Here is a 17,599-nt window from a genome sequence, read left to right on the forward strand (position 1 = left end):
GTGGAGGGGGCGGCGGCGGGCGCCGCGGACGTGGTCGCCGGCACCGGCGCCGGCGCTGGCGCCGCGGGCATGGTGGCGTCGCGCAGCAGCTCCGCGAAGCCGATCTCGGCGGCGCCACGGACCAGGACGTCGCGGCCGAGTGCCGCCGGGACGATGCGGAGCCGGTCGGTCATGGCGGCCATCGTCTGCGCCCGGACGTCGGTTTCGATCCGGTCGCCGACGTGTCCGAGCAGCGCACCGAGGAACCCGCCGAGCACGACGACCTCGGGGTCGACGGTGTGGATGGCGTTCCGCAGTGCGGTCGCGAGAGCGGTGACCTGTCGGTCGACGACCCGCTCCAGCTCGGGCCGGCCCTCGGCGAGCGCCGCGGCGAGCGCGTCGAGGTCGTCCGGCGGGGTCCTGGTGACCGCGGTGAGCGCGGAGCGCGAGGCCTCGGTCTCCAGACAGCCGACCGCACCGCAGTGGCAGCGGATGCCGTTCGCCGCGACGAAGGTGTGCCCCAGCTCGCCCGCGTACCCGTCGGCGCCGCTGAAGGGCCGGCCGGCGCTGACGATCCCGCCGCCGATGCCGCTCGCGCCGCCGTTCAGGTACACGAGGTCGTCGACGCCGCGGGCGCTGCCGTACAGCCGTTCCGCCCAGGCGCCGAGGTTGGCGTCGTTCGCGGCCCGGACCGGCAGCCCCAGGCGTTCCGCGAGCGGTGCGGCGAGGGGTTCGTCACGCCATCCGAGGTGCGGGGCGTCGCGGACGGTGCCGTCCTCGACCCGGACGATGCCGGGCACGGCGACACCGACCCCGACGATCCGGGCCGCCGGTCCGGTGCGGGCGAGGAGTGCTGCGAGGACCCGGGCGACGGCGTCGATCGCCTGCGCCGCGGTGGGCACGGTGGTCTGCGGCTCGACCAGCCGGTCGCGGACGGTGCCGTCGAGGCCGACGAGGGCGACCCCGACGGCGTCGATCTCGACCGTGACCGCGGCGGCGAGGACGTCGCCGGACGCCCGGACGACCCCGCTCGGTCGTCCGACACCGGTACCGGGGGTCCCCGCGGCGGGAGTCTCCTCGTGCACGAGACCGGCGTCGACGAGTTCCCCGACGAGCGCGAGGATGGTCGAGCGGTTCAGGCCGGTGCGCCGGGTGAGTTCGGCGCGGGTGACGGGGCCGTCCTCGTGGACGAGCCGGAGGACGCGCGCGGCGTTGCCCGGCGTCGCCGTGGGCTGCCGTGCCATGGGTCCTCCTCGTTGGTGGGTGAGGTCGTGGGTGGGGTTTCGGGCTGAGCGACGAGTTTCGCACCGGCGGGCCCCGTGGACTGTCGCGCCGTGCGAAACCTCGGCGACCGCACGGCCCCGCAGCGTGGTGCCGGTCAGCGCGACCGCGAGAACGCGGCGTCGAACGCGGCGTCCGGCGGCGCGATGGTACCGAGCTGCCGGACGAACGCCAGCGCCTCGGGCCCGCCGACGAGCCGGTCCATGCCGGCGTCCTCCCACTCGACGCTGGTCGGGCCGGCGTACCCGATGTGGTTCAGGACGCGGAACACCCGCTCCCACGGCACGTCCCCGTGACCGGCGGTGACGAAGTCCCACCCGCGCCGGGGGTCGCCCCACGGCAGGTGCGAGGACAACCGCCCGTTGCGCCCGTCGAGCTGCTTCACCGACTCCTTGCAGTGCACGTGGTACACCCGGTCGGCGAAGTCGAGCAGGAACGCGGCGGGGTCGAGGTCCTGCCAGACGAAGTGCGACGGGTCGAAGTTGAACCCGAACGCCGGCCGGTCCTGGAACACCTCGAGCGTGCGCTTGGCGGTCCAGTAGTCGTAGGCGATCTCGGACGGGTGCACCTCGAGTGCGAACCGGACGCCGACCTCCTCGAAGACGTCGAGGATCGGTGACCAGCGGTCGTGGAAGTCCTGGTACCCGGCGTCGATCATCCCCGGGGGCACGGGCGGGAACCCGGCGACGGTCTTCCAGATCGACGAGCCGGAGAAGCCGGTGACGGTGTCGACACCGAGCGCTGCGGCGGCACGGGCAGTCCACTGCAGTTCCTCGGCCGCACGCTGCCGCACGCCCTCGGGGTCGCCGTCGCCCCACACGCGCGGCGGGACGATGTCCTCGTGCCGCTGGTCGATGGGGTCGTCGCACACGGCCTGGCCGACCAGGTGGTTCGCGATCGTCCAGACCCGCAGGCCGTGGCGTTCCAGGATCGCCAGCCGGTCCGCCACGTACTCCGGGTCCGTCGCGGCGCGCCGGACGTCCAGGTGGTCACCCCAGCAGGCGATCTCCAGCCCGTCGTAGCCCCACTCGCCGGCGAGCCGGGCCACCTCTTCGAAGGGCAGGTCGGCCCACTGTCCGGTGAACAGGGTGACCGGCCGGGAGGCCCGGGTCGTCTCCGTCGTGTCGCTCGCGTCCGTCGTCGTCATCGTCGTCGTCCTTCTTCGCGGTGGTCGGGTTCCGTCACCAGGATCCGGGTGCGGACCCGGCGGGGACGGTGGCGGGTCGCTCGACGCGCCAGTGCACGTCGACGACCGAGTGGTCTCGGGCGGCGGCCGAGACCGCCTCCATGACCTCGAGCACGTGGAACGCGAGGTCGCCGGAGGCACGGTGCGGCCGGTCCGTCGCGATCGCGTGCGCCATGTCGGCGAGGCCGTAACCGCGGCCGGCGTCGGCGTACCCGGCGGCGACCGGCAGGTCGCGCCACGAGCGGTCGTCGGCGGTGGCGATCGACACGGTGTCCGAGAACCGGTTCGGGTCCGGTACCCCCAGGGTGCCGGCGGTGCCGTACACCTCGAACAGCGGGGCGCGGGTGGCCCAGACCTCGAACGAGACGCTCACGGTGGAGACCACGCCGCCCTCGTGCTCGAGGATCGCGACGACGTGCGTGTCGATGTCGACCGGGATCGAGGTGCCGGCGTTCGGTCCGGTCGCGATCGTCCGTTCACGGGTGGAGCGGGTGGCGCTGCCGCTGACCCGGACGACCGGCCCGAAGAACGTGACGAGGCTGGTCAGGTAGTACGGCCCCATGTCGAGGAGCGGTCCGCCGCCCGGCTGGTAGTAGAACGCCGGCGCGGGGTGCCAGAGCTCGTGCCCGGGTGCGCTCCAGGCGACTGCAGCGCCGACCGGGGTGCCGATCGCGCCGTCGTCGAGGGCGGCCCGTGCGGTCTGGATACCCGTGCCGAGGACGGTGTCCGGGGCACTGCCGACGCGCAGGCCGGCGGCGCGGGCGGCTTCGAGCACCGGTGCGGCCTCGGCGGTGGACATCGCGAGCGGCTTCTCGCCGTAGACGTGCTTGCCTGCTGCGAGTGCCCGGGTGGCGATGTCGGCGTGCGCGGCCGGGATCGTCAGGTTGAGCACCGCGTCGACGTCGTCGGCGGCGAGCAGGTCGTCCACGGTGGTCCCGCGCACGCCCTGAGCCGCACCGACCTGCTCGGCACGGGCGACGTCGAGGTCGGCGACCGCGGCGAGCTCGAGGCCGGGCAGGGCCGGGAAGTGCTCGAAGTACTGCTGGCTGATGACCCCGACGCCGACGACTCCGACGCGGAGCACCCCTTCGTTCACCGTGCTGCCCACAGGAGTCCCCGTTCGATGATGGTGCGGACCGGCTGCGACTCGACGATCTCGATCCGGTGTCCGGGGGCCGAGACGAAGATCCGTCCCTTCCCCCACTGCCGGGTCCAGATCGCCGGTGCGGTGACCGGGCGGTTCCAGGGGTCCCACGAGCGGGCCTCCTGCGTGGTGGTGGCGAGGACGTCGTCGTACTCGTCGCTCAGCACCCAGTACTGCTCGGTGACGAGGTCGAAGTCATCGATGCCCTGCGTGATCGGGTGCTCGTGCCCGAGGTCGGTGATGTGCACCGTGTAGGGGATGTAGTTGTCCGACTGCTCCCCGACCCGTTCGTCGGGGTGCTTGCCCGCGTGGTGCGCGAACTGCCCGCCGATCATGTGCAGGTAGTCGGCGTTGTCGCGGTACGAGTCCGCGATGCCGCCGTGCCAGCCGGCCAGGCCGGTGCCGTTCAGGACGGCCCGCTGCAGACCGGCGAACTCGTCGGCGGCGATGGTCGTCATGGTGTTCACCTGGACGATCAGGTCGACCGTGTCCATGTACTCCTGGTCGGCGTACACGGCGGGCGATCCCTCGATCCGGACCGCGAAGCCGTGGTCCTGCAGGAACGGGATGAACAGGTCGGTGGTCTCGACGGGCTGGTGGCCGTCCCACCCGCCGCGGACGACGAGCGCCTGGCGGGTCTGCTCGGCGGCGCTCACGAGGTCGCCGTCCAGGTGCTGCCGGCGGCGGCGCTGCGTTCGACCGCGTCGAGGACCCGCTGCACGTGCAGGCCGTCGGCGAACGACGGCGACGGGTCGGTGCCGGCGACGATGGCGTCGACGAAGTCCTTCACCTGGTGGCTGAAGGTGTGCTCGTACCCGATGAGGTGCCCGGTCGGCCACCACGCGGCCATGTAGGGGTGCTCGGGCTCGGTGACGAGGATGCGGCGGAACCCCTGCTCCCCCGCCGGTGCGTTCGACTCGTACAGCCGGAGCTCGTTCATCGACTCGAGGTCGAACTGGATCGCGCCCTCGGAACCGCTGATCTCGAGCGTCAGACCGTTCTTCCGCCCGGTCGCGTAGCGCGTGGCCTCGAACGTGCCGATCGCACCGTCGGCCGCGCCGCCGTCGAGCCGTGCGGTGAAGAACGCGGCGTCGTCGACGGTGACCTGCCCGCGCTCGCTCGACGCGGTGCCGGAGAGCCCCACCCCCTCGGCCATCAGCGGACGCTCGGTCACGAAGGTCTCGAGGGTGCCGGACACGGTGGCGAGCGACGCGCCCGTGACGTGCTCGACCAGGTCGATCGCGTGTGCGCCGATGTCCCCGAGCGCCCCCGAGCCCGCGAGCGACTTGTCGAGGCGCCAGGTCATCGGGCCGTCGGCGTCGGCGAGCCAGTCCTGCAGGTAGAGCGCACGGACCTGGCGCACGGTGCCGATCCGGCCGTCCTGCACCAGCTGCCGGGCGAACGCGATGGCCGGCACCCGGCGGTAGCTGAACCCGACCATCGCCCGGACACCCTGTGCACGGGCGGCGGCGGCGGCGGCGGTCATCGCCTCGGCCTCGGCGACGGTGTTCGCGAGCGGCTTCTCGCACAGGACGTGCTTGCCGGCCTGGAGCGCGGCGATCGCGATCTCGACGTGCGAGGACCCCGGCGAAACGACGTCGACCACGTCGATGTCCGGATCGGCGACGACGGCACGCCAGTCGGTGGACGCCGCCTGCCAGCCGTACTGCTGCCGAGCGGCCTCGGTGCGTCCGGGATCACGCCCGACGATCACCGCCATCTCCGGCTCGGCGCCGAGGTCGAAGAACCTGGGGGCGGTCCGCCACGCCTGTGAGTGCGCGGCTCCCATGAAGCCGTGCCCCACCATCGCGACCCGCAGTCGTTGCTGCACCGTCGACTCACTTGCCATCCGCTCGCTCCTTTGCGATCACGTGCTTGCCACAGCCAACACTACCGCTTATGTTGGGCGCGGCAACATTTTGTTTCGACGACGAACGGTGACCACCATGGCAACGACGCCCACCCGTGCAGACAAGTTCTCCTTCGGTCTCTGGACCATCGGCTACAACGGCTCCGACCCCTTCGGCGGGCCGACCCGACCCGCCCTCGACGTGGTCGAGGCGGTCGAGAAGCTCGACGAGCTCGGCGCCTACGGCCTGACCTTCCACGACGACGACCTGTTCGCGTTCGGCTCGACCGACGCCGAACGCCAGACCCAGATCGACCGCCTCAAGGGTGCGCTCGAGTCGACCGGGATCGTCGTGCCGATGGTCACGACGAACCTGTTCTCCGCCCCGGTCTTCAAGGACGGCGGCTTCACCTCGAACGACCGGCAGGTCCGCCGCTTCGCGCTCCGCAAGGTGCTCCGCAACATCGACCTCGCCGCCGAGCTCGGCGCGTCGACGTTCGTGATGTGGGGTGGCCGCGAAGGCTCCGAGTACGACAGCGCCAAGGACGTGCAGGCCGCGCTCGAGCGGTACCGCGAGGCCGTCAACCTGCTCGCCCAGTACGTCACCGACAAGGGCTACGGCATCCGGTTCGCCATCGAGCCGAAGCCGAACGAGCCCCGCGGCGACATCCTCCTGCCGACCCTCGGTCACGCGATCGCCTTCACCGAGACGCTCGAGCGCCCGGAGCTGTTCGGCATCAACCCCGAGGTCGGCCACGAGCAGATGGCTGGCCTGAACTTCACGGCCGGCATCGCCCAGGCGCTCTACCAGGGCAAGCTCTTCCACATCGACCTCAACGGTCAGCGCGGCATCAAGTACGACCAGGACCTGGTGTTCGGTCACGGCGACCTGCAGAACGCGTTCTCGCTCGTCGACCTGCTCGAGCACGGCGCCCCGCAGGGCGGCCCGGCGTACGACGGCCCGCGCCACTTCGACTACAAGCCGAGCCGCACCGAGGACATCACCGGCGTCTGGGACTCCGCGTCGGCCAACATGCGCATGTACCTGCTCCTCAAGGAGCGTGCGCAGGCGTTCCGCGCCGACCCCGAGGTGCAGGCGGCGCTCGAGGCCTCCAAGGTCGGCGAGCTGTCGACGCCGACGCTGGACGACGGCGAGTCGTACGACGCGTTCCTCGCCGACCGCTCCGCCTACGAGGACTTCGACGCCGACGCCTACTTCGGCGGCAAGGGCTTCGGCTTCGTCCGCCTGCAGCAGCTCGCGATGGAGCACTTGATGGGTGCTCGTGGCTGAGAACACGGACGAGCGCCAGCTCGTCGCCGGCGTCGACTCGTCGACCCAGTCCTGCAAGGTCACCATCCGTGACGCCGCGACCGGTGCGGTCGTCCGCGAGGGACGCGCGTCCCACCCGGACGGCACCTCCGTCGACCCCCGCCACTGGTGGGACGCCCTCGGCGCAGCCGTCGCGGACGCCGGTGGCCTCGACGACGTCGGTGCCGTCGCCATCGCCGGGCAGCAGCACGGCATGGTCGCGCTCGACGCCGACGGCCGCGTGGTCCGCGACGCCCTGCTCTGGAACGACGTGCGGAGTGCGGACGCGGCCGCGCAGATGGTCGACGAACTCGGCCGGGAGGCCTGGGTCGCCCGGACGGGGCTGGTGCCGGTCGCGTCGTTCACGGGCACCAAGCTGCGGTGGCTCCGCGACGCGGAGCCCGAGAACGCGGCCCGCGTCGCGGCCGTGGCGCTCCCCCACGACTGGCTGTCGTGGCGGCTCCGCGGCCACGGCCCGGCGGACGAGAGCCCGCTCGGCCCCGACCTCGACGCCCTGGCGACGGACGCGTCCGACGCCAGCGGCACGGCGTACTGGGACCCGGTGCGCCGCGAGTACGACCCGGAGTTGTTCGAGCTCGCGCTCGGGCGACCGATGCGTCCGGCGTCGATGGGTGACGACGACGCCGTGGTCGTTCCCCGCGTGGTCGCTCCCGACGAGGCGATGGGCACCCTGTCCACCGACGTCGAGCTGCCCGGCGGCGCTGTCGCCCGGTCCGGCCTCGTCGTCGGCGCCGGACTCGGCGACAACGCCGGGGCAGCGCTCGGCCTGGGTCTCGGCCCTGGTGACGTCGCGGTGTCCCTCGGCACCAGCGGCACGGTCTTCGGGGTCAGCGACGCCGAGGTGCGTGACCCGAGCGGGACCGTGGCGGGCTTCGCCGACGGGACCGGGTCGCGCCTCCCGATCGTCACGACGCTCAACGCGGCCCGCGTGCTCGAGGTGATCGGCGGCCTGCTCGGCGTCGACCACGACGCACTCGGCGAACTGGCGCTGCAGGCGCCGGCCGGGGCCGACGGCCTCGTCCTGGTGCCGTACTTCGTCGGCGAGCGCACGCCCAACCGGCCGAACGCGACCGCATCACTGCTCGGCATGACGCCGGCGACCACCGACCGGGCGCACCTGGCCCGGGCGGCCGTCGAGGGGATGCTCTGCGCCCTCGCCGACGGACTGGCCGCGGTGCAGGGCACCGGGGTGACCGTCGAGCGGCTGCTGCTCATCGGTGGCGCTGCGCGGAACCCGGCGGTCCGCACCGTCGCCGCACAGGTGTTCGGCCGTGACGTCCTGGTGCCGGAGCCCGGCGAGTACGTCGCCGCGGGTGCTGCGAAGCAGGCCGCGTGGGCGCTCACCGGCGCACTGCCGACGTGGGACACCGCGACGACCACCGTGCCGTCCGACCCGCACCCCGCGGTGCTCGAGCAGTACCGCGCCGCGGCGCGCTGACCGACGCACCGGATCCGACACTCCCCGCCCCCGGCGCCCTCCACCAGGGCGCCGGGGCAACATCGTCCCCGGAGGACCCCATGCCACTGACCGACCTGCCCCTCGACGCGCTCCGCGCCCACCGCTCGGACGTCCGTCGTCCCGCTGACTTCGACGCCTTCTGGGCGGACACGATCGCCGCCGCCCGGACCGCGGGCGAGGGGGTCGAGTCGACCCTCGTGCCGGCCGAGACCCCGGTGACCGGTCTCGTCGTCGAGGACCTGACGTTCCCCGGGTTCGCCGGCGACCCCGTGCGCGCGTGGGTCAACCGCCCGGTGTCCGACGACCCCGGCGCACTGCCGGTCGTCGTCGAGTTCCTCGGCTACGGCGGTGGCCGTGGTCGCCCCGGCGAGCGCGTGCACTGGGCCCTCGCCGGCTACGTGCACGTCGTGATGGACACGCGCGGCCAGGGCTCCGGGTGGGCCGGCGGCGACACCCCGGACCCGCACGGCTCCGCACCGCACGCCAGCGGCTGGATGACGAGCGGCATCGGCTCACCGGCCGAGCACTACTACCGCCGCGTCTACACCGACGCCGTGCGGCTCGTCGAGGCGGTGCGGACGCTTCCCGGGATCGACCCCGAGCGCATCGCCCTGACCGGGGGCAGCCAGGGCGGCGGCATCACGATCGCCGCGGCGGCCCTGGTCGAGGCACACGTCGGACCGGTCGCCGCGGTGCTGCCCGACGTGGCGTTCCTCGCCGACTGGCGGAACGGCACCGACGTCGCGGTCGGCGGTCCGTACCTGGAGCTCGCGCAGTACCTCGCCGTCCACCGCGACGCGGCCGACAGCGTGTGGGAGACCGCCGCGTACCTGGACGGGGTGAACCACGCCGCCCGCATCACCGCCCCTGCGCTGTTCTCGGTCGCGCTGATGGACGACGTCGTTCCGCCGCGCACGACCTTCGCCGCGTTCAACGCCCTCGGCTCCACCGACCGCGAGATCGTCGTGTACCCGTACAACGGGCACGAGGGTGGCGGCTTCCGGCACTGGGAGCGTCAGGCTGCGTTCCTGGCGGACCGGCTGCAGAGCCCGGTCAGATGAAGTAGTGGTGCCGGTGGTGGGGGCCGGGGCTCCCTCCACCGACGTCGTAGTGCACGGTGAGGGTCTGCTCCCAGTCGCGTCCGCGGTGGTCGCCCCACTCGAACAGGATGCTGTCCGGCACCACGTCCGGCTGGTGGAGCAGGACCCGCTCCGCCAGCCCGATCAGCCGCTGTTGTCGCGTGCGCACGGGCGGGTCAGGTGCTCGTCTGGAGCGTCTTCTTCGGGTACTCGTCGAAGCGCTGGTGGTACGTGCTCGAGAACCGCCCCATGTGGCGGAAGCCCCACCGGTGCGCGACCTCGGCCACCGTCGTCTGCGCGCAGTCGGCGAGCTGGAGCGCGATCCGCACCCGGTCGAGGCGGACCTGCAGCAGGTACGTCATGGGGCTCACCCCGACGTGCTGCACGAAGTTCTCCTGGAGTGTGCGGGAGCTGACCCCGACGGCCCCGCAGACGTCCGCGAGCTGGAGCGGCCGGTCGCAGTGCTCCGCGAGCCAGGCCTGCGCGAGCTGCACGGTGTTCACCGTCCGGCGCACCGGCGGTGCGTCGCCTTCGGCACCCGTCCCGCCGAAGGCCCGCAGGACGGACTCGGCCAGCAGCACCTGTGCGGACAGGTGGCCGCCCGGGTTGCGGTCGGGGTGCAGCGCGTTGACCGCCACCGCGTCGATGCGGGCGAGCAGGTGGGAGACCTCGGCCTCGGCCGGGCGGGATCGCAGTCGCCCGGCGAAGCGGTGGTCGAACACGACCCCGTTCACGGCGTCGAGGAAGCCGCGGTCGACCCGCAGCACCTGGACGGTCCCCGCCGGCACGATCAGGGTGAACGGTCGGTCCGTCGGCAGGAGCACCGGCACACCGGGACGGGTGGGCGCGTCGTCGTCGACCCGGAGGCACCCCACGGTCGACCACGCCAGCACCGGCGTGCCGTCCGGCGTGAACGAGGCGGCGGCGGCCGTCGACACCGCCGACGACAGCAGCGCGACGTTGTGGTGGCGCACCGTCCGGTGGCGGAACGCGAACCGGTCGGTGGGTGCGAACCGAACGTCGCGACCGTCGTACACGGCACGGACCGTCCGGACGGCGTCGGAGGGGGTCCGGCCGCACCGCTCGGCGGCCCGGGGTGCGTGGCCGACCACGGCCCGCGGGACGGTGTCGCTGCTCACGGGTTCCGCCCCCGCTGTGCGCGGAGGTCCGCGAAGGTGAAGCGCTCGCGATCGACGTCGTCCTCGGACTGCACGATCCACCCGCGTCGGGCAGCCCGTGCCCGCGCCCGGTAGGAGGTGATGTGGACCGGGGCGACCCCCGGTGCACGTTCGTAAACACTCATGAGATCCTCCGATCTGCCCCCGCACCTCCGACCCTGTTCGGAGGGGGACAGTTTGAGTACCTTCTGGACGATAAGCGCCTCCGTCGAGGTCCACAATGGCCCCCGAACGGGTGCGATCCACATCCGCGCACCCCGGATAACGGCGGCGTCGTGGCGTCGGGGGCCGATCCGCCCGACCGACTCGTACCCTCCACGTATGGACCAGGCACCGACCACGGCGAGTGGTCCCGAGCACGGCGGAGCACGGCTGTCCCGCAGCGTGCACGAGGCGCTGCGGTTCGTGCACGCCCACGCCCGTGAAGCGATCTCCGTACCGGACATCGCCGCCGCCGCACACCTGTCGACCCGCGGCCTGCAGAGCGCGTTCCGGCGGGAGCTGCAGACCTCACCCGCGTCGTACCTGCGCGGGGTGCGGCTCGAGGGCGTCCGCCGCGACCTGCTGTCGATGACACCGGCCGACCGACGCACCATCGCAGACGTCGCGAAGCACTGGCACTTCAGCAACGCCGGGCGGATGGCTGCCGAGTACCGTGCCGCGTTCGGCACCGCACCGTCGGCAGCGCTCCGGTCGTTCGACCCGGAGGACCCGGAGCCCCTCGCCACGCCGGACCTCGCTCGGCCCCCGGGCGAGGGATCACGCTTCCGGATCGTGCTCGATTGCGAGGTGGAGGTCGACGACGCCGACGCGACGTTCGCCAGTGCCCTGCGACGCGCCCAGGGCGACGACCGCCCCTGGCACGGCTACGACCCCGACGGCAGCACGGCCGACGTCGTCGCGTTCCTGCTGGCGAGCGCCGTCCGCGGGGTCACCGGGGACAGCTCCGGCATCCGGCTGCGCGCGGTCAACCCGATGCTGCGGGCGCCGGATGAGCACGGCGGGTACCCGTCGGCCGAGCTCCCACCGTGGTCGGCACCGACCGTCCCGCCGTCGGCCGCCGGCACGGAACGGGACTGATCACGCCGTGGATGGACGAAAAGCGCCAGGGGTCGAGGAATCGGGGGAGGATGGACCCCGCGGGCCCGGCACGTGCGGCGGGTCCCACCCGACGGAAGGCAGCGCCATGGGCCAGCTCATCTACGACTCGCAACCCCTCGAGCTCCGCCTCGACGACCGTGCGCTCACGCACCTGCAGATCGTCATCGTGAACCTCATCCGCCGCGGAGAGAGCTTCGTGTTCTCGTGGAAGGACGACCCCGCCGTCGGTGGCGGCCGCAGCAGCATCTGGATCCACCCCTACTGCGGACTGCACTTCAAGTTCGCCGGCGGCAAGTCACCGAGCGTGAACCGCTCGTGGCTCGACGAGCTCTACGCCAGCGCGGCGAGCGGTTCCGGCCTCGTCCTGAGCCCGGAACCGACGGACGCCGAGGGCCCGGTCTCCGCCGACGAAGTCGCCGGGGCCCCGCCGGCACGCCCCACCACGACCATCAGCGCCTCCTGACCGGAGCGCCGACGACACGCCCCGACCGGGTACCAACGACAGGACGCCCCTCCCCGTGACCACCACCCCGCGTCGACGCCGCTCCGCGCTGCTCGCAGCCGTCCTCTCCACGGGACTCGCACTCGCCGGCTGCACGACCCCGACCGCTGCCCGGGCCGACGGGTTCGACGTGACCGGCTTCCAGCCCGAGAACGCCGACACCGCCCTGGTGGACGCGAACGCCGCCGCGATGGACGTGGTCGGCGTCGACGGCCTGCTGCTGAACCGGACGGGCACGAAGGTCACGGTCCCCTCGCGTGCCGCGAAGGCCCAGCGCGACCGGGCGCACGCGAACGGGCTCACCGCACAGCTGCTCGTGAGCAACTACTCCGAGGCCGACGGGGACTTCAGCGAGCCGATCGCGCGGAAGCTGCTCACCTCGCCCGCGAACCGCGCCCGGGTCGTCCGGTCGCTCGCCGCCGACGTCACCACGGGCGGCTGGGACTCGATCATGATCGACCTCGAGGCGTTGACCCCGGCCGAGAAGCCCGGCCTCACCGCCTTCGCCTGGGAGCTCCGAGCCGCCGTCGGCGACGACGTCCGGCTCGACATCGCCCTGTCCGCGTCGACCACAGCCGCCGGGTACGCCCGCCTGGGCTACGACGTGCGCGCCCTCCGCGCCCCGCTCGACCACCTGACGCTCATGGCCTACGACCAGCACGGCCCCTGGGAACCGGACGCGCCCGGCCCGGTCGGGTCGCTCGCGTGGTCGTCGAAGGCCGCCCGTGCACTCGCGACCCTCGCCCCCGCCGACCAGATCGTGCTCGGTGTCGCCGGGTACGGCTACCACTGGAAGGGGACGCGTCCGGCCGGTCAGCTCTCCGACGCCCAGGCCCGGCTCCGGGTCCGGAAAGCGGGCGCGACCGCCCGGTGGGACGCGACGGTCGGCGAGTGGACCGCGACCCTGCCGAGCGGTGAGGTGCTCTGGTGGTCCGACGCACGCTCGCTGCGCGAGCGGATCGCGCTGGCGGACCGGCTCGGCCTGACAGGCGTCGCCGTCTGGTCCCTGGACCTGTCCGACCGGATCGAACCGGTCGGGTGACCGCGACCCACTGACGGACAGGAGGCCCGGTGCACGCTGGCACCGGGCCTCCTGTCCGTCTCCCGGTCAGACGAGCGACCACTCCACCAGGCGGGGGTCGTCGAGGGTGACCTCGTGGACGGCGCCGGTGACCGCGACGGTGGCGCGCTCCGTGGCGGTGCCGGGGACGGGGTGTCGGACCGGCCCGTCGCCCGAGGCGACGATCCCACCGGCTGCCACCGGGCCTCCCGGCCGTGACACCGCCGCGTGCGACGCGACCCAGACCTGCACGTCGCCGGGCTCGACCACCCTGCGCATGCGGCGGTCGGTGAACGCGAAGCGCTGCACCGGGACGCGGAAGCGGACCCGCGCGAACTCCCCCGCGGCGAGCGCGACCCGCGCGTACCCGAGGAGCTGCACCTCGGGCCTGGTGACGCTGCCGTGCACGTCGTGCCCGTAGAGCTGCACGACGTCTTCGCCGTCACGGGACCCGGTGTTCCGGACCGTCACCGACGCGGTGAAGACGCCGTCGGAGCGGACGTCCTGGTCGACGACGAGCTCGTCGTAGGCGAAGTCGGTGTAGCCGAGGCCGAAGCCGAACGGTCGCACCGGCGTCGAGTCGGCGGCGGTGACGTCGGACGGACCGCCGAGCCGCGGGTGCAGGTACGTGAACGGCTGCGCACCGGCGGACCGGGGCAGGGACAGCGGCAGGCGGCCCGAGGGCGAGGCGACACCGGTGAGCAGGTCGGCGATCGCCAGCCCGCCGCCCTCGCCCGGGAAGAACGCCTGCACGACCGCGGCCGGACGCGGCTGGTCGCCGTCGAGCGCCCAGCCGATCGCGTACGGCCGGCCGGTGAGCAGCACCATCACGGTGGGGGTACCGGTCGCGACGACGGCCTCGACCAGCTCGCGCTGCACGCCGGGCAGGTCGAGCGAATCGGTGTCGTTGCCCTCGCCGACCGTGCCGCGGCCGAAGAGTCCGGCCTGGTCACCGACGACGACCACCGCGACGTCCGAGGCGGACGCCACGGCGACCGCGTCGGCGAAGCCGGCCCGGTCGTCGCCCGTGACGGCGCAGCCCGCTGCGAAGCGCACCGCTGCCGGGCCGAGGGCCTGGGCGACGGCTTCGCGGACGGTCGGGATCGCGAAGCCGAGCGGCAGGTCGGGGTGCGAGGCGAGCACGTGGTTGGCGAACGAGTAGCAGCCCTGCAGGGCCTCGGCTCGGTCGGCGTTCGGGCCGATGACCGCGACCGAGGCGCCTGCCGCGAGCGGGAGGACGGGGGTGGCGTCGCTGGCGCCGTCGGCGCTGCCGCTGTCGGTGGCGCCGCTGTCGTTCGACAGCAGCACGAGCGACTTCGCCGCCAGCCGGCGTGCGAGTGCCTGGTGCAGCGGGGTGTCGAGGTCGATCCCGGTGGAGGCGTCTCCGGCGAAGGCGTCCGGTTCGAGCAGGCCGAGCCGTTCCTTCTGCCGGAGCACCCGGAGCACGGCGCGGTCGACGAGTGCCTCGTCCACCTGCCCGCTGCGGACCCGCTCGACGAGCGGCGCGAGGTACGCGTCACCGGTCGGGAGCTCGACGTCGACGCCGGCCTCGAGCGCCAGCGTCGCGGCCTCGCCACGGTCGGCGGCGATGCCGTGCATGACCTCGAGGAACGCCACCGAGAAGTAGTCCGCGACGACCGTGCCGTCGAAGCCGAGCCGGCCGCGGAGCAGGTCGGTGAGCAGCTCGCCGTTCGCCGCGACGGGCACGCCGTCGATCTCGGCGTACGAGTTCATGACGCTCCGGGCGCCGCCGTCCCGCAGCGCCATCTCGAACGGCGGCAGGTACACGTCGGCGAGTTCGCGGGCCCCGGCGTGCACGGGGGCGTGGTTCCGTCCCGCCTGCGACGCCGAGTACCCGAGGAAGTGCTTGAGGGTCGCGTCGACCCCGGCGGACTGCAACCCGCGCACGTACGCGGTGCCGACCGTGCCGACCAGGTACGGGTCCTCGGCGATGCACTCGTCGACCCGGCCCCAGCGGGGGTCACGGATCACGTCGAGCACCGGTGCGAGCCCCTGGTGGACGCCGAGCTGCCGCATCGACGCACCGATCGCGGCGCCGACCTGCTCGACGAGCTCCGGGTCGAACGACGCGCCCCACGCCAGCGGGGTCGGGAACGTCGCGGCCTTCCACGCGGCGAGGCCGGTCAGGCACTCCTCGTGGACGAGCGCCGGGATCCCGAGCCGGGTCTCGCGCTGCAGTCGGCGCTGTTCGGCCCAGAGCCAGGCGGCACGCTCGTCGGGTTCGACGGGACGGGTGCCGTAGACGCGGGTGAACTGCCCGATGCCGTCGCGGGTGATGTCCGCCAGCGTGCTGCCCTGCTGCACGGCCGCCATCTCGCCCTGCATGGGGGCGACGACGCCGTTCTGGTCGAGCCAGTAGCCGACGAGCTGGGCGACCTTCTCGTCGAGGGTCATCACGGCGAGCAGGGCGTCGGCGCGGGCTCCGGCGGTGGTCGCGGTCGCGTCCGTCGCGTCCGTCGCGTCCGTCACGCTGTCGGCCTGGAGGCGCGGGTCGTGTCCGGCGGTCTGCGTCGCGTCGGTCGCGGTCACCCCTTCACCGCCCCGGTCAGGCCACCGACGATGCGGCGCTGGAAGATCGTGAAGAACACGAGGGCCGGGATCATCGACATCGAGGTGAACGCGAGCACCTTGGCGGTGTCGACGGAGTACTGCGACGAGAACGACTGGACCCCGAGCGGCAGCGTGTACGCGGCCTCGTTGTTCAGGATGAACAGCGGCAGGATGTAGCTGTTCCAGCTGGCGATGAACGCCAGGATGCCGACCGTGACGACGCCGGGCAGCGACAGCGGCACGACCATCCGGAAGAAGAACCCGAGACGGCTCGCTCCGTCGATCGACGCGGCCTCCTCGAGCTCGTCGGGGATCGCCCGCAGGAACGGCACCAGGATGATGACGGTGGTCGGCAGCGCGAACGCGATCTGCGGCAGGATCACGCCGGCCAGGCTGTTCGTCAGACCGAGGTCCTTGACGAGCAGGTACAGCGGGGTGATCGCGACCGTGATCGGGAACATCAGGCCCGCTGCGAACAGGGCGTAGAGCGCCCCGCGGCCGGCGAACCGGTAGCGGGCGAGCACGAAGCTCACCATCAGCCCGAGCACGACGACCCCGAGGGTGGTCGTGAAGGCGCTGATCGTGGAGTTGCCGAGCTGCTGCCAGAAGATGCCGCTCGACAGCACGGACCCGTAGTTGCCGAACTCGAACGGTGCCGGCAGCCCGGCGGGGCTCGTGGTGATCTGCGAGTTGGTCCGGAAGCCGCCCAGCACGATGTAGAGCACGGGTGCCAGGTTGGCGGCGACGAACAGGATCGCGACGACGTAGGTCAGCGGGTTCGCGCGTCCGATCGCGGCACTGGACCGGCGCTCCCGCACGGCCCGGCGCCCGGGGGCGACGATGCTCGTGGTGGCCATCAGTTCTTCCTCTCGGTGAGTGCACCCGCGGTGTCGCGGCGGAGCACGAAGCGCTGGTAGATCAGGGCGACCACGAGCGAGATCACGAACATCACGACCGCGACGGCGCTGCCGAAGCCGAAGTTGCCCGAGGTCCGGCCGTTGGCGACCATGTACGTCGCCATCGTCGAGGTGCCCGCGGTCGACGCGATGTACTGCCCCCAGATGATGTAGACGAGGTCGAACAGCTGCAGCGAGCCGATGATCGACAGGAACGCCCAGATGCGGATGGTCGGACCGAGCAGCGGCAGCGTGATGCGCCGCTGGATCTGCCAGTAGCCGGCACCGTCGATGGCGGCGGCCTCGAACAGTTCCTCGGGGATGCTCTGCAGGCCGGCGAGGAACAGGATCACCGCGAAGCCGATGTACTTCCACGAGATGATCACGAGCAGCGTCCAGATGGCGATGTCGGGGTTCGACAGCCAGTCCGCACGGAGGCCGCCCAGGCCGATGCTCTGGAACAGGTCGTTCACGGCGCCGTTCGACTGGAGCATCAGGCTCCACCCGGTGCCGACGATCACCTCGGAGATGACGTACGGCACGAAGACGAGCACGCGGACGAGTCCTCGGCCGTGCATCTTCTGGTTGAGCAGCAGTGCGAGCACGATCGCGATCGGCCCCTGCAGCACCAGGGAGAGCACGACGATGAAGCCGTTGTGCATCAGGACCGCGTGGAACGCCTTGTCCTGGAAGATGATCAGGTAGTTCTGCAGCCCGACGAAGTCGGTGGGCGGGCCGTAGCCCTGCCACTTGAAGAACCCGTAGTACGCGGCGAGCGCCACGGGCAGGATCACGAACGTGACGAAGACGATGACCGCTGGTCCGGCGAGGACCGCGATCTCGACGCGCTTCCGCCAGTCCGCGATGCGGCGCTTGGTCCGCCGACCGGCGGGGAGCGGCGAACCGCTCCCCGCCGGGGACGTCCCCGCGGCCGTGTCCGACCCGGTGGTCGGAGTCGTACCGAGCGAGGTGTCGAGGGTCATG

The 17,599-nt window shown here is 72.7% G+C and carries 17 protein-coding genes; 6 read left to right on the forward strand and 11 right to left on the reverse strand.

Translation table 11 applies throughout. From position 1 onward, the window contains the following. The 5 genes from DEJ35_RS15210 to DEJ35_RS15230 form a co-directional block, all read right to left on the reverse strand. The coding region (locus DEJ35_RS15210) for an ROK family transcriptional regulator (protein ID WP_111193077.1) at positions 1 to 1,223 on the reverse strand (1,223 nt) is incomplete at its 3' end. 134 nt (positions 1,224 to 1,357) lie between these two features. Continuing rightward, positions 1,358 to 2,407, reverse strand: coding sequence for a sugar phosphate isomerase/epimerase (locus DEJ35_RS15215; RefSeq protein WP_110862655.1), 1,050 nt, complete (start codon positions 2,405 to 2,407; stop codon positions 1,358 to 1,360). Positions 2,408 to 2,441: 34 nt separating this feature from the next. After that, positions 2,442 to 3,554 carry a Gfo/Idh/MocA family protein gene (locus tag DEJ35_RS15220; RefSeq protein WP_111193078.1) on the reverse strand — a complete coding sequence of 371 codons (1,113 nt, stop codon included), beginning with the start codon at positions 3,552 to 3,554 and terminating at the stop codon, positions 2,442 to 2,444. Beyond that, positions 3,539 to 4,246 carry a ThuA domain-containing protein gene (locus DEJ35_RS15225; RefSeq protein ID WP_111123866.1) on the reverse strand — a complete coding sequence of 236 codons (708 nt, stop codon included), beginning with the start codon at positions 4,244 to 4,246 and terminating at the stop codon, positions 3,539 to 3,541. The genes DEJ35_RS15220 and DEJ35_RS15225 overlap by 16 nt, the downstream gene beginning before the upstream one ends. After that, a complete protein-coding gene (locus DEJ35_RS15230; RefSeq protein ID WP_258378504.1) occupies positions 4,243 to 5,439 on the reverse strand; it encodes a Gfo/Idh/MocA family protein in 1,197 nt (398 codons plus the stop codon). The genes DEJ35_RS15225 and DEJ35_RS15230 overlap by 4 nt, the downstream gene beginning before the upstream one ends. A gap of 97 nt (positions 5,440 to 5,536) precedes the next feature. Between DEJ35_RS15230 and xylA the strand changes: the two genes are divergently transcribed. From xylA to DEJ35_RS15245, 3 genes are all read left to right on the forward strand, one after another. Continuing rightward, positions 5,537 to 6,730 (forward strand): xylose isomerase, encoded by a 1,194-nt coding sequence (gene xylA, locus DEJ35_RS15235; protein ID WP_111091413.1) that lies wholly within the window; start codon positions 5,537 to 5,539, stop codon positions 6,728 to 6,730. Continuing rightward, the gene (gene xylB / locus DEJ35_RS15240; RefSeq protein ID WP_111193094.1) at positions 6,723 to 8,207 is read left to right on the forward strand and encodes a xylulokinase; all 1,485 of its coding nucleotides are present in this window, start codon (positions 6,723 to 6,725) and stop codon (positions 8,205 to 8,207) included. Before xylA ends, xylB begins: the two co-directional genes overlap by 8 nt. Before the next feature lie 80 nt (positions 8,208 to 8,287). Next, positions 8,288 to 9,289, forward strand: a complete 1,002-nt coding sequence (locus tag DEJ35_RS15245) for an acetylxylan esterase (protein ID WP_111193080.1) — start codon at positions 8,288 to 8,290, stop codon at positions 9,287 to 9,289. Here DEJ35_RS15245 and DEJ35_RS15250 read toward each other — a convergent pair. Genes DEJ35_RS15250 through DEJ35_RS17400 form a run of 3 tightly spaced genes read right to left on the reverse strand, consistent with a single transcriptional unit; the run spans position 9,282 to position 10,610 of the window. After that, entirely contained in the window at positions 9,282 to 9,476 is a 195-nt protein-coding gene (locus tag DEJ35_RS15250) for a hypothetical protein (protein ID WP_110862651.1), read from the reverse strand. The genes DEJ35_RS15245 and DEJ35_RS15250 overlap by 8 nt on opposite strands. 7 nt (positions 9,477 to 9,483) lie before the next feature. Next, positions 9,484 to 10,446, reverse strand: coding sequence for a helix-turn-helix transcriptional regulator (locus tag DEJ35_RS17480; protein ID WP_220032972.1), 963 nt, complete (start codon positions 10,444 to 10,446; stop codon positions 9,484 to 9,486). Further along, positions 10,443 to 10,610: a hypothetical protein gene (locus tag DEJ35_RS17400; RefSeq protein ID WP_181420178.1), complete on the reverse strand. Its 168-nt coding sequence runs from the start codon at positions 10,608 to 10,610 to the stop codon at positions 10,443 to 10,445. The genes DEJ35_RS17480 and DEJ35_RS17400 overlap by 4 nt, the downstream gene beginning before the upstream one ends. A 196-nt stretch (positions 10,611 to 10,806) precedes the next feature. On the opposite strand from DEJ35_RS17400, the gene DEJ35_RS15265 reads away from it, so the two are divergent. From DEJ35_RS15265 to DEJ35_RS15275, 3 genes are all read left to right on the forward strand, one after another. Next, on the forward strand, positions 10,807 to 11,565 hold the full coding sequence (locus tag DEJ35_RS15265; protein ID WP_181420177.1) for an AraC family transcriptional regulator: 759 nt from the start codon (positions 10,807 to 10,809) through the stop codon (positions 11,563 to 11,565). A 106-nt stretch (positions 11,566 to 11,671) separates the two neighbouring features. Continuing rightward, the gene (locus tag DEJ35_RS15270; RefSeq protein ID WP_110862649.1) at positions 11,672 to 12,049 is read left to right on the forward strand and encodes an ATP-dependent DNA ligase; all 378 of its coding nucleotides are present in this window, start codon (positions 11,672 to 11,674) and stop codon (positions 12,047 to 12,049) included. Between the two features lie 55 nt (positions 12,050 to 12,104). Then, on the forward strand, positions 12,105 to 13,130 hold the full coding sequence (locus DEJ35_RS15275; protein WP_110862648.1) for a glycosyl hydrolase family 18 protein: 1,026 nt from the start codon (positions 12,105 to 12,107) through the stop codon (positions 13,128 to 13,130). 66 nt (positions 13,131 to 13,196) lie between these two features. On the opposite strand, the gene DEJ35_RS15280 is transcribed toward DEJ35_RS15275, so the two are convergent. From DEJ35_RS15280 to DEJ35_RS15290, 3 genes are all read right to left on the reverse strand, one after another. Then, positions 13,197 to 15,563 (reverse strand): beta-glucosidase, encoded by a 2,367-nt coding sequence (locus DEJ35_RS15280; protein WP_375342447.1) that lies wholly within the window; start codon positions 15,561 to 15,563, stop codon positions 13,197 to 13,199. A 131-nt stretch (positions 15,564 to 15,694) separates the two neighbouring features. Beyond that, positions 15,695 to 16,576, reverse strand: a complete 882-nt coding sequence (locus DEJ35_RS15285; RefSeq protein ID WP_111193081.1) for a carbohydrate ABC transporter permease — start codon at positions 16,574 to 16,576, stop codon at positions 15,695 to 15,697. After that, positions 16,576 to 17,598, reverse strand: coding sequence for a carbohydrate ABC transporter permease (locus DEJ35_RS15290; protein WP_027464452.1), 1,023 nt, complete (start codon positions 17,596 to 17,598; stop codon positions 16,576 to 16,578). Before DEJ35_RS15290 ends, DEJ35_RS15285 begins: the two co-directional genes overlap by 1 nt. Position 17,599: the final 1 nt, after the last annotated feature.

It is taken from the genome of Curtobacterium sp. MCPF17_051 (assembly GCF_003234595.1).
Classification (GTDB): domain Bacteria; phylum Actinomycetota; class Actinomycetes; order Actinomycetales; family Microbacteriaceae; genus Curtobacterium; species Curtobacterium flaccumfaciens.